The organism is Vibrio sp. 2CM40D (assembly GCF_023161825.1).
GTDB lineage: Bacteria > Pseudomonadota > Gammaproteobacteria > Enterobacterales > Vibrionaceae > Vibrio > Vibrio alginolyticus.
The window spans coordinates 54,367-66,516 of sequence record NZ_JALNTL010000015.1 but is presented as its reverse complement, the minus strand read 5'-3'; the positions used below and the strand labels follow the sequence as shown (position 1 = coordinate 66,516).

The following is a 12,150-nucleotide window of genomic DNA, read 5'->3' as shown; positions in this document are numbered from 1 at the left end:
GGAGCGACACACGAGGTTCGAACTCGTGACCTCAACCTTGGCAAGGTTGCGCTCTACCAACTGAGCTAGTGTCGCATCAACAACGTTTCCGCTGTTTAGGGCTGCGAATTATAAGAGCATTTTTTTGTGATGCAAGTCCTTCCTTCAAAAAAACTTTATTTTTTTACTGAACGACGAAAAAGCAATCAAAAGCGATATAAATTACAACAATTTGGATCGCAACCTTAACAGTTAAATCTTGAAAATAGTACCTCGATAGTACTTAAGTTCTGCGATGGACTCACGAATGTCGTCCAAGGCCAAATGTGTTCCCTGTTTTGTGAACCCATTTAGCACCTCAGGTTGCCAGCGACGTGCTAGTTCTTTAAGAGTACTAACGTCAACATATCGGTAATGGAAGAACTCTTCCAACTCAGGCATATGCTTGTATAAAAAGCGACGATCCTGCCCAATGCTGTTACCACATATTGGCGACGCCCCTTTTGGCACCCATTTTTCTAAAAATTCAATGGTTTGTGCGACTGCGTCTTGTTCTGAGATTTGACTGTTTCGAACGCGCTCCACCAAACCGCTTGCCGTATGCGTATTAGTACACCAGTCGTCCATTTTCGCCAGTTCTTCTTCCGGCTGATGAATCGCTAACACTGGACCTTCAGCCAAAATATTTAGTTCGCTATCCGTGACAATAGAAGCAATTTCGATGATTTTGTGCGTTTCAGGATCAAGCCCTGTCATCTCTAAATCAACCCAAATTAGGTTTTGATCGCTAAAGGACATGGTTACGCCGCCTATTTGTTTATCGATAAAAGAGGTACTATACCTCAAAATACGAGAAACACGATACTCATACACGGAGCCAAGAGTACGGCTCAACCATTTGAGTAAATTCACATAAAGTACAGAATTGTGGCAAAGAAGAAAAAGTTAACCAAAGGTCAGGTGCGACGCGTACGTAGCAACCAACAAAAGCGTTTGAAGAAGCAAGAAGATTCCATCCAGTGGGATGAAAACATGCTAGGCGCCAGCAAGCAAGGTCTCGTGATCACTCGTTTTGGTCAGCACGCGGACATTGAAGACCTTGAAACAGGCGAAATTCAACGCTGTAACCTCCGCCGTGGTATTGAGTCTCTAGTATCTGGCGATCGTGTTTTATGGCGCGAAGGATTGGAGTCTATGGCGGGCATCTCTGGTGTTGTTGAAGCGGTAGAACCTCGCTCTTCAGTGCTCACTCGTCCAGATTATTACGATGGCCTAAAACCCGTTGCAGCCAATATTGATCAAATGGTCATTGTCTCTTCGGTATTACCAGAGCTATCGCTAAATATTATTGACCGCTATCTCGTTGCATCAGAAACACTGAATATTGCGCCATTGTTGGTCTTAAATAAAGTCGACCTTCTAGAAGCCGATGACCGTGCAATGTATGAAGAATGGCTCAAAGAATATGAACGTATTGGCTATAAAGTGCTTCTGGTCAGCAAGAAGTCTGGAGAAGGCATTGCTGAACTAGAAACCCTACTGCGTGATCGAATTAATATCTTTGTTGGTCAATCAGGCGTAGGGAAATCCAGCTTAGTCAACGCGTTAATGCCGGAACTAGAGAGCGAAGTGGAAGAAGGCGAAGTCTCTGAGAACTCTGGCTTGGGCCAACACACCACGACGGCTGCACGTTTATACCACATTCCAACGGGTGGCGATTTGATCGACTCACCTGGAGTACGTGAATTTGGTCTTTGGCATTTGGAAGCAGAAGAAGTAACAAAAGCATTCGTTGAATTTCGACCATATTTAGGCGGTTGCAAGTTCCGAGATTGTAAACACAATGATGACCCAGGCTGCCTTCTACGCGAAGCTGTCGAGAACGGGGAAATTAACGAAACTCGCTTTGAAAACTATCATCGCATTTTGGAAAGCATGGTTGAAAACAAAGCAAATCGTCAGTATTCACGTAATAAAAAAGCCGATCTGTAATTGAGTTAAGGCTGTAACTGTGTAAAAAGTCTTCACCTAATACTGACAAGCAAATTAAATTTCAGTAACATCACGCGCCCTAAAGCGCGAATCTAACAGAAGTATCGGAATTAAAGATGGACAAGTTTAAAGTTGGACTGCAGTACTGGATCCCACAACACGGCCTCACTCGCCTAATGGGTAAACTGGCTTCAGCAAAAGCTGGCGGTCTAACAACAGCAGTTATTCGTTGGTTTATCAAACAATACAATGTGAATATGGATGAGGCAAAGCACTCAGATCCTAAGCATTTTAAAACGTTCAACGAGTTTTTCGTTCGTGAGCTAAAAGAAGGCGCACGCCCAATTTCTGAAGGCGAAAACGTCATCACTCATCCAGCCGACGCTTGTGTTAGCCAGTTTGGCCCTATTGAAGATGGTCAACTTATCCAAGCAAAAGGTCATCACTTCTCAGCACAAGAATTGCTGGGCGGTGACGCGAATTTAGCTGACGAATTTAAAGATGGTTCTTTTGCGACATTGTACCTATCTCCGCGCGATTACCACCGTGTACACATGCCATGTGACGGCACTCTGCGCCAAATGATTTACGTACCAGGTGACCTGTTCTCAGTAAACCCTCTGACAGCAGAAAACGTACCAAACCTATTTGCACGTAACGAGCGTGTGGTGTGTATCTTCGATACTGAGTTTGGTCCAATGGCACAGGTGCTTGTTGGTGCGACAATTGTTGGTAGCATTGAGCAAATATGGGCTGGCACGATCACTCCGCCTCGTGGAAACACTGTCTACAAATGGGATTACCCAGCAGAGGGTGACAAGGCCGTGATCTTGAAAAAAGGCGAAGAGATGGGCCGCTTCAAACTGGGTTCTACTGTTATTAACCTGTTTGCCAAAGACGCGATTGAGTTTGACGCAAGCATGGAAAACGGTAAGCCAACCGTTATGGGCACACCTTACGCCTTAAAAAATTGAGTAAAACACCGTTAAGAGCCCTTTATTCAGGGCTCTTTTTATTGATAAAAAGCAAAACTCCGTTCGAAATTTAGCCTCTATTTCTCAAACTCATACCTGCCTCTAAGACCCTCATTCCACAATCAATTATCCTGCGCTTAGAATGAATATTTAGAGGGGCAGCCAATGCCAAAGATGAGTGTAAACACGTTGGCGAAATTGCTGGTGTGCTTTTTAATTCCGCTCGGTGTTTTGATGATGCCGATCGATGCTATTCCTATTGACGATCTCACTTTAATTCAGCATCGCCTGTTAGCTATTTTTCTTCTTGCTGCCCTACTTTGGGTTCTCGAGCCGGTTCCCGTTTTTGCTACGTCCATTCTTATTATCGCTCTTGAACTGATCATGATATCGGATAAAGGTTTGCATCTATTTCGCAATCCACCAGCGGGGCATGATTTAGGAGAGTTAATTGCTTACACCGATATTTTCTCGGCCTTCTCTTCACCGATCATTATTCTTTTTATGGGTGGTTTTGCTCTCGCGATTGCGGCTTCCAAATACGAGCTCGACAGCAACCTCGCCCGAGTACTATTAAAACCATTCGGCACCCAACCTAAGTTCATCATGCTGGGCTTGATGTTAATTACCGCCGTTTTTTCAATGTTTATGTCCAATACTGCCACGACCGTGATGATGCTAGCCCTGCTTGGCCCCATCGTCGCTTCAGCACCTAAAGGGGATTTAGGGATTAAAGCGCTGGTGCTGTGCATTCCAATTGCCGCGAATACAGGCGGCATTGCGACTCCGATAGGCACGCCACCTAATGCGATAGCGCTTCAATATCTCACTGGAGAAAACGCGATAGACTTCCTATCTTGGATGACAATGGGTCTACCATTTGTGTTGGTACAACTCACTGTAGCTTGGTTCTTGTTGCAAAAGCTGTTTCCGTCCAGCGAACCAGAAATGAAACTAAAGCTAGATGGTACATTCAAAAGGAGCTGGCGTGCGATCGTCGTCTACATCACTTTTGCACTAACCATTGTGCTTTGGATGACAACGAAAGTGCATGGCATGAATACATACGTTGTCGCGATTATCCCACTAGCAGTGTTTACGTTAACGGGCATTATGGGAAAAGAAGAGCTCAAGCTAATTAACTGGGATGTTTTATGGCTGGTTGCCGGTGGTATAGCAATTGGTATTGCCTTAGACAAAACAGGCTTAGCCGAAGCATTAGCGCACGCCATTGATTACAGCCTGCTATCACCATTTGCCGTTGTTTTAGCCCTATCAGTAGTGTGTTGGTTAATGGCGAACTTTATGTCTAATACCGCAACGGCAAACTTATTGATGCCTATTGCTGCCGCTATTGGTACATCCATGCCAAGCCTTATTGCGGTTGGTGGCCTACAAGGTTTACTGGTTGTCGTCGCCTTCTCCGCATCACTTGGCATGATCTTACCGGTTTCCACACCACCAAACTCTTTGGCTTATTCAACAGGCCTCATCGAGAGCAAAGACATGGCGAAAGTGGGGCTGATTCTTGGTTTGATTGGTCTACTTATCGTGTATGGCGCAGTTTTGGTACTGTTTTAATCGAAGAGCTCCATGAAAAAGCGTGTTGTCATGGAGCTGCTCTCCAGCTACTGCCCTTACAGAGCGGCTTTTACATCCCATAAATTTCGTGCATATTAAGACTCCTCTACTCTACAAGGACGTCGACACATCATGGGTTACGAATGGCTTGCTTTATGCGCCGCTTTTCTGTGGGCAGTTTCTAGCCTAATTTCGGTCATTCCTGCACAACACCTAGGCGCATTTTCTTACAGCCGCTGGCGTATGGGCTGCACAGCCGTGATCTTATCAACAATGGCCTGGATAACTGGCGGCTGGTTAACGGTTTCTTGGGAACATGTAACGCCAATGATGGCCTCAGGACTGATTGGTATTTTTATTGGCGATACCGCTCTATTCGCGTGTTTGAATCGTATGGGGCCAAGACAAGCCGGGTTACTCTTCTCTTGCCACGCCGTGTTCTCTGCCATCTTGGGCTACTTCTTATTTAGCGAAATCATGACCACAATAGAACTACTGGGCGCATCATTGGTATTTAGCGGCGTGGTGATGGCGATATTCTTTGGCCGAAGAGGTCAAGTGAATAACGTCTTGGAAGACATTAAAGGTAACATCTGGGTGGGTATTGGACTTGGCTTAACCGCAGCAATGTGCCAAGCATTGGGCGGCATCATCGCAAAGCCAGTAATGCAAACCAGTATTGACCCAGTTGCGGCTTCTGCTATTCGAATGATCAGTGCCTTTTTCGCCCACAGCATGTTGTTAATTCTAGGAGTCAAAGTCGCTCGCTCGACGCAACACATTACTTGGCGCATATTTGGTATTACTGCCCTTAATGGTTTCTTGGCGATGGCCGTCGGCATGACGCTAATCTTATACGCACTGCAAGAAGGAAATGTAGGTATGGTTGCACTTCTATCTTCAACCACGCCAATTATGTTGCTACCACTGCTCTGGATTTACAGTAAACGCCGACCAAACCGATTTGCATGGTTGGGCGCAGCCCTAGCTGTGATTGGTGCGGGCATATTGGTTCAGTAACCTTACAGACCAGCCCTTACTGCCAGATACAAAAAAGCCCGAGTTTAAACTCGGGCTTTTGTCATTCGGAGCCGTTAGTTAATTATTTAACTAGTACTTCACCCGTCATTTCTGCTGGGATTTCTAGACCAGCTAGAGAAAGCATGGTTGGTGCAAGGTCAGACAGTTTACCGCCTTCTTTGAATTCAACCGCTTTGTCACCTACATAGATTAGAGGTACTGGTAGGTTAGTATGAGCAGTGTGGATGCCGCCAGTTTCAGGGTCGATCATCATTTCTGCGTTACCGTGGTCCGCAGTGATCAATAGTTGACCGCCAACTTCTTTGATTGCTTCAACCACTTTACCCACACTTTCATCTAGAGCTTCGATTGCTTTCTCAGCCGCTTCATAAACGCCAGTGTGACCAACCATATCTGCGTTCGGGTAGTTACAGATGATGGTATCGAACTTACCAGACTTGATAGCCGCAACCATCTTATCTGTTAGTTCTGGAGAGCTCATTTCAGGCTGCATGTCGTACGTTGCAACTTTTGGTGAAGCAACCAATTGACGCTCTTCCCCTTCAAATTCGTTCTCAACACCACCGTTGAAGAAGAAAGTCACGTGTGCGTATTTCTCTGTTTCAGAGATACGTAGCTGAGTTTGACCTTGTTTAGATAGCCACTCACCGTAAGTGTTTTCTAGAGACGCAGGTGGGAATGCGATAGCTAGAGGGATATCAGCCGCGTATTGAGTCAGCATCACAAAGTTGATTGCTGGGAATACTGCACGCTCAAAGCCGTCAAACGCAGGAACGAATGCACGAGTGATTTGACGTGCACGGTCAGCACGGTAGTTCATGAAGATAACCGCATCACCATCTTGCATGATTGCGTCTTCTTGACCTTCCGCTTTGATAGCTGTTGCTTTAACGAATTCGTCGTTTTCTTCACGAGCGTAAGCCGCTTCTAGACCTGCAACTGCCGTTTCTGCTGTGAACTCAGCTTTAGCTTGAGTTAGAAGATCGTAAGCAACTTGGACGCGATCCCAGTTGTTGTCACGGTCCATTGCGTAGTAACGACCTACTAGAGAAGCAACGCGGCCTTTACCTAGTTTCGCAAATAGGTCTTGGAAACGTTGTAGTGAGTTTTCAGCACTACGTGGTGGTGTGTCACGGCCGTCTAGGAAGCAGTGTAGGTAGATTTTCTCTGCGCCACGCGCCGCTGCCATTTCAACTGCAGCGTAAATGTGGTCTTCGTGAGAGTGAACACCGCCTGGAGACATCAGGCCCATGATGTGTACTGCTTTTTCAGCTTTCACAGCAGAGTCGATTGCTTCAACTAGCGCAGGCGTTTGTTCGAACTCACCATCAGCAATTGATTTAGTGATACGAGTCAGGTCTTGGTATACAACGCGGCCTGCACCAATGTTAGTGTGACCAACTTCAGAGTTACCCATTTGACCATCAGGAAGGCCAACATCCATGCCTGAAGCAGAGATTAATGTGTGTGGGTTATTCGCAATCAGAGCATCCATTACTGGTGTTTTCGCATTCGCAATTGCGTTACTTGCTGTGTCTTCACGGTAACCGTAACCGTCAAGGATAACTAGAGCCAGTGGCTTCTTAGCTGACATAGTGATGACCTCATCAAATTTAAGTAACTTTTGGCGTAGGGCCTCGCTGCCCTATCTAACCTTGAAACAAAACTAGCGTAATTTTACTACACTTTTTAACCAAAACTGTAGGTTAAGATCAAATAATGTTTGCGATTTATTGTTGCTATCTTACAAGTTAAGCGAACAACGAGTCAGTGCCGACAATCGTGTTCCACAAGCATAGTCATTTCTAATACGCTTTGTACACCCCAGTCTAAGTTCGGTTTTCTTACGCTTCTCATTCTTATTTTTGCACTTGAAACAGCGCTAATTTAAAGCAACATCAAACAAGATGGGTTAATACCTATTGTTCTCTTTTCTCAGTAAAACAGAAGTCACTTAAACCGATAAGTCCAATAGGCAAAAGCAATCAAGCTACCAGAGCGAAATGTACGGATAGTAAGGGCATAAAGGGTTTATAGAGATCTCAATTATTCGTTAGAAAATTTTAACCCTCTCGCCTAAGAGCCGTAACCTCGCTATACTCCTGCTTTATTTTTCCGCCAACAGCGTAAGAGCTCAAGACATGCAAGAGTACATTGAATTTTTCCAACAGAACATGATTCTATCTTTGGTTTGGGTAGGTCTTCTTGTCGCCTTTATCATGAACATCGTGAAATCAGCGACAGCCGCATACAAAGAAATCAACGTAAACCAACTGACTCATCTTATGAACCGTGAAAACGGCGTTGTAGTGGATATCCGTACCAAAGACGAGTTCAAAAAAGGTCATATCACCGACTCACTTCACATTTTACCGTCAGACATCAAAGCGGGTAACTTGGGTAGCCTTGAAAACCACAAATCAGACCCAATCATTGTTGTATGTAAGACAGGACAGACCGCTCAAGAAAGCGCAAACCTACTAGTAAAAGCTGGCTTCGAAAACGTGAGCCTACTAAAAAATGGTTTGATTGCGTGGAACGAAGCGAACCTGCCGTTAGTTCGCGGTAAGAAGTAGGAACGTGGCAAGAACGAAAGTTCGCGTTTAAACGCGCTTTTACCAAGCCTCGCGGACAAAAAACTGAGCAAATTGAAAGCAGTTGGAGCACTAAGTTGTGACGCTTTGCACGTAATACACGCTTCATCTAGTCAAGGTAGATTGGCTCAGTTAGTCTCAGGACATACCAGTTTTCTGAGCTTAGACGTTTCTAGGCTCAACAAATATTGATTTAAGGATTAAAAAATGGCTGAAGCAGCACCTCAAGACGCACAACAAAACTTCGCAATTCAACGCATCTTCCTAAAAGACGTTTCTTTTGAAGCGCCGAACTCTCCAGTAATTTTCCAGAAAGAGTGGAACCCAGACGTTAAACTAGACCTAGACACTCAAAGCCGTGAGCTTGGTGAAGGCGTTTACGAAGTTGTTCTACGCCTAACCGTTACTGTGAAGAACGAAGAAGAGACTGCGTTCCTATGTGAAGTTCAACAAGGTGGTATCTTCACTGCTGAACAAATGGAAGCTGGTCAACTTGCACATTGCCTAGGCGCATTCTGCCCGAACATCCTATTCCCATACGCTCGTGAAACTATCTCAAGCCTAGTCGTTAAAGGTACGTTCCCTCAACTGAACCTAGCGCCAGTAAACTTTGACGCGCTATTCATGAACTACCTACAACAGCAAGCTCAACAAGGCGAAGCTGAAGCGTAATTCACGTTTTATAAGTGACGAATAGCCACAGTGCTGACGTCACCGACTCAAATAAAATGCACAGAGCGTCTACCATTCGATGCAATGTGCATTTTTTATTTCTGACAAAAGTTCCTAGTTCCTAATCGCCAGAAGGCGTAAAATTTGACGATTAGGAACTAGATTCTACTAGTAGCAAGACAATTAGGCGGTAGCATGACACAAGCAAATACAAACAATGCTTACGGTAAAGACATCGCAATGACTGTGATTGGCGCAGGCTCATACGGCACCTCTTTGGCAATCTCACTCGCTCGTAACGGCGCGAACGTTGTCCTTTGGGGACACGAGCCAGAGCACATGGCTCGCCTAGAAGCAGACCGAGCTAACCATGCCTTTTTACCAGGTGTTGATTTCCCTGAAAGCTTGATCATTGAATCGGATTTAGAAAAAGCCGTTCAAGCAAGCCGAGATTTGTTGGTTGTGGTTCCAAGCCATGTCTTTGGCATCGTGCTAAACAGCTGTAAACCATTCTTGCGCGAAGACTCTCGCATCTGTTGGGCAACCAAAGGGCTTGAACCTGAAACGGGGCGCCTGCTGAAAGACGTCGCTTATGACATTATCGGTGAAAACTACTCACTAGCAGTATTGTCTGGCCCAACGTTTGCGAAAGAGCTCGCAATGGGTATGCCGACTGCAATCTCTGTTGCGTCTCCAGATTCTGAATTTGTTGCGGATCTACAAGAAAAAATCCACTGTAGCAAAACCTTCCGCGTATATGCCAATAGTGACTTTATTGGTATGCAATTGGGTGGCGCTGTGAAAAACGTTATTGCGATTGGTGCGGGTATGTCTGATGGTATCGGTTTTGGCGCCAATGCCCGTACTGCATTAATTACTCGTGGCTTGGCTGAAATGAGTCGCCTTGGTGCTGCGCTGGGTGCACAGCCAGAAACCTTTATGGGCATGGCGGGTTTAGGCGATCTTGTCCTGACATGTACCGATAACCAATCACGTAACCGACGCTTTGGCTTGGCATTAGGCCAAGGTAAAGACGTTGATACGGCTCAAGAAGAAATTGGTCAAGTGGTTGAAGGTTACCGCAATACAAAAGAAGTATGGCTACTTTCTCAACGTATGGGTGTTGAGATGCCGATAGTTGATCAAATTTATCAAGTATTGTATCAAGGAAAAGATGCGCGCTTAGCAGCGCAAGATTTACTTGCTCGTGACAAAAAAGCCGAAGGAAAGTAGCAATCTACCGCCCTTTGCAGCTCATCTGAGAAAAATTGAAGTTGTCGGGTCACGGAAGAACCACTCTGGATATTGAGAATGAAACACTGCGAAAAACAAAAAGTCTGGAACAAAATTGTCTCAGAAGCCCGTGAAATGTCAGAACAAGAGCCTATGCTGGCGAGCTTCTATCATGCCACCATTATCAAGCATGAAAGTTTGTGTGCCGCTCTGAGTTATATTCTGGCTAACAAATTGAACACCGCTTCCATGCCAGCGATGGCTGTGCGTGAAGTGGTTGAAGAAGCCTTTGCAGCTGATCCAACCATCACTGACGGCGCGGCTTGTGATATTTGTGCCACGGTCAATCGCGACCCTGCTGTTTCAATGTACTCAATGCCATTGCTGTACCTAAAAGGCTATCACGCACTGCAAGGCTACCGAGTAGCAAACTGGCTATGGAAGCAAGGTCGTCACGCTCTTGCGACTTACCTACAAAATCAGATTTCGGTAGCATGTCAGGTCGATATCCACCCTGCAGCGCGCATTGGTAGTGGCATCATGCTCGACCATGCAACAGGCATCGTGATTGGTGAAACTGCCGTGGTCGAAAACGACGTGTCTATACTGCAAGATGTCACCCTTGGTGGTACTGGTAAAGAATGCGGTGATCGTCACCCGAAAATTCGCGAGGGTGTGATGATCGGAGCTGGTGCAAAGATTCTTGGCAATATCGAAGTCGGTGAAGGCGCGAAAATCGGATCTTGCTCTGTGGTATTGCAAGCCGTGCCTCCTCACACAACGGTGGCTGGCGTGCCTGCAAAAATCGTCGGACGTCCAAAAACGGATAAACCCTCTCTCGATATGGATCAAGGCTTTAACGGCAAGTCGCAAAGCTTTATCCATGGAGATGGTATTTAATCGTCAACAAACCTTTTTGACAACAACGTGGTAGGTAACTCTCAAGTGCGAAAACAAAATCACCCTGTTCTACGCTCGGCTATTTTATTAACTTGTGCTTTATCTGCCACTTATCCCATTACCTCCTCTGCTGTGAGTCAGCAAGAGCTCAAAGGCGTATCCAGTGAGATAAGCCGTCAGCGCAAATCGCTCTCTTCCCAAGAAAAGCAGCTCAATGAGTTACAGAAATCATTAAAAGATCAAGAGCTTGGAATTTCTAAGCTTGAGCGTGAAATACGACAAACCAAGTCTAACCTCGCACAAGCAGACAAAAACATAGAAAATCTAGAAGAGAAAATTGCCTTGCAAGAAGCACAGCGTCAAGAGCAAGAAGAAGAACTCAAACAGCTGCTGCAAACGTATTACGTAACCGAGCGAGCGAAGGCCAATGGTCACTTGTTAAATCAAGGTGTGGAAGAAGACCGCATGAGCCAATACTTCCAGCATTTAGCTAAAGCACGTGCTGAAGTGATTGATGCGATCACCAAAATAACCCAAGAATTAGCGCACAACAAAAACCAGCTCGAGCTAGAAAAAGAGCAAATCGAGACTCTGCTCAAGCAGCAATCCGAAAAACGTACAGCGCTAGCGAGTACACAATCCAAGCGTAAGCAAACCCTGAATAAAATTCAGAGCAGTATCAAGAATGACAAACGCTACTTAGCCGAGCTGCAACGCAACGAAACCCGTTTAAAAGCAGAGATCGCCAAAGCAGCGAAGCGTAATGCGGTGCCAATGGACGGACTCGGCAAACAGCGCGGTAAGTTGCCTTGGCCACTCAAAGGCAGTGTGTTACACAACTTTGGTACGCGACAAACTGGGCAGGTAAACTGGAAGGGTATGGTGTTGTCTGCCAACTATGGTCAACAAGTGAAAGCCGTTTATCCTGGTACTGTCGTATTTGCTGAGTATCTGCGCGGATACGGTTTAGTGGTACTGCTCGACCACGGAAAAGGTGACATGACCCTCTATGGTTACAACCAAGCGTTAACTAAAAAAGAAGGCGATCGAGTCACCGCCGGCGAAGTGATTGCTCTCGCGGGTGATACGGGTGGTCAAGACAGGCCATCGCTGTACTTTGAAATTCGTCGTAATAGTGAAGCGCAGAATCCGAAATCTTGGTTAAAACGCTGATTATCTGACTC

At 45.6% G+C, this 12,150-nt stretch carries 11 protein-coding genes and 1 tRNA gene; 9 read left to right on the top strand and 3 right to left on the bottom strand.

The window, feature by feature from the left end; genetic code table 11:
* Positions 1–2: 2 nt before the first annotated feature.
* A tRNA-Gly gene (locus tag MTF70_RS22515) sits at positions 3–75 on the bottom strand.
* Positions 76–231: 156 nt separating this feature from the next.
* A complete protein-coding gene (gene orn / locus MTF70_RS22510) occupies positions 232–777 on the bottom strand; it encodes an oligoribonuclease (RefSeq protein ID WP_017635574.1) in 546 nt (181 codons plus the stop codon).
* 129 nt (positions 778–906) lie between these two features.
* On the opposite strand from orn, the gene rsgA reads away from it, so the two are divergent.
* The 4 genes from rsgA (at position 907) to MTF70_RS22490 (ending at position 5,546) form a co-directional block, all read left to right on the top strand.
* A complete protein-coding gene (gene rsgA / locus MTF70_RS22505; RefSeq protein ID WP_005386419.1) occupies positions 907–1,971 on the top strand; it encodes a small ribosomal subunit biogenesis GTPase RsgA in 1,065 nt (354 codons plus the stop codon).
* 116 nt (positions 1,972–2,087) lie between these two features.
* Complete coding sequence (asd, locus tag MTF70_RS22500) at positions 2,088–2,945, top strand: archaetidylserine decarboxylase (protein WP_017821837.1); 858 nt, start codon at positions 2,088–2,090, stop codon at positions 2,943–2,945.
* Between the two features lie 165 nt (positions 2,946–3,110).
* On the top strand, positions 3,111–4,526 hold the full coding sequence (locus MTF70_RS22495) for an SLC13 family permease (protein ID WP_042523722.1): 1,416 nt from the start codon (positions 3,111–3,113) through the stop codon (positions 4,524–4,526).
* A 132-nt stretch (positions 4,527–4,658) separates the two neighbouring features.
* A complete protein-coding gene (locus MTF70_RS22490) occupies positions 4,659–5,546 on the top strand; it encodes a DMT family transporter (protein ID WP_205461572.1) in 888 nt (295 codons plus the stop codon).
* Between the two features lie 82 nt (positions 5,547–5,628).
* Here MTF70_RS22490 and gpmM read toward each other — a convergent pair whose 3' ends face one another.
* The gene (gene gpmM / locus MTF70_RS22485) at positions 5,629–7,161 is read right to left on the bottom strand and encodes a 2,3-bisphosphoglycerate-independent phosphoglycerate mutase (protein ID WP_005381471.1); all 1,533 of its coding nucleotides are present in this window, start codon (positions 7,159–7,161) and stop codon (positions 5,629–5,631) included.
* Between the two features lie 547 nt (positions 7,162–7,708).
* Here gpmM and MTF70_RS22480 point away from each other — a divergent pair.
* The 5 genes from MTF70_RS22480 (at position 7,709) to MTF70_RS22460 (ending at position 12,139) form a co-directional block, all read left to right on the top strand.
* Positions 7,709–8,143 (top strand): rhodanese-like domain-containing protein, encoded by a 435-nt coding sequence (locus MTF70_RS22480; RefSeq protein WP_005386415.1) that lies wholly within the window; start codon positions 7,709–7,711, stop codon positions 8,141–8,143.
* Positions 8,144–8,368: 225 nt separating this feature from the next.
* The gene (secB, locus tag MTF70_RS22475) at positions 8,369–8,833 is read left to right on the top strand and encodes a protein-export chaperone SecB (protein ID WP_005386410.1); all 465 of its coding nucleotides are present in this window, start codon (positions 8,369–8,371) and stop codon (positions 8,831–8,833) included.
* 195 nt (positions 8,834–9,028) lie between these two features.
* On the top strand, positions 9,029–10,066 hold the full coding sequence (gpsA, locus tag MTF70_RS22470; RefSeq protein WP_005381474.1) for an NAD(P)H-dependent glycerol-3-phosphate dehydrogenase: 1,038 nt from the start codon (positions 9,029–9,031) through the stop codon (positions 10,064–10,066).
* Between the two features lie 78 nt (positions 10,067–10,144).
* Positions 10,145–10,966, top strand: a complete 822-nt coding sequence (gene cysE / locus MTF70_RS22465; RefSeq protein ID WP_005381475.1) for a serine O-acetyltransferase — start codon at positions 10,145–10,147, stop codon at positions 10,964–10,966.
* Positions 10,967–10,993: 27 nt separating this feature from the next.
* The gene (locus tag MTF70_RS22460) at positions 10,994–12,139 is read left to right on the top strand and encodes a murein hydrolase activator EnvC (RefSeq protein WP_005381476.1); all 1,146 of its coding nucleotides are present in this window, start codon (positions 10,994–10,996) and stop codon (positions 12,137–12,139) included.
* Positions 12,140–12,150: the final 11 nt, after the last annotated feature.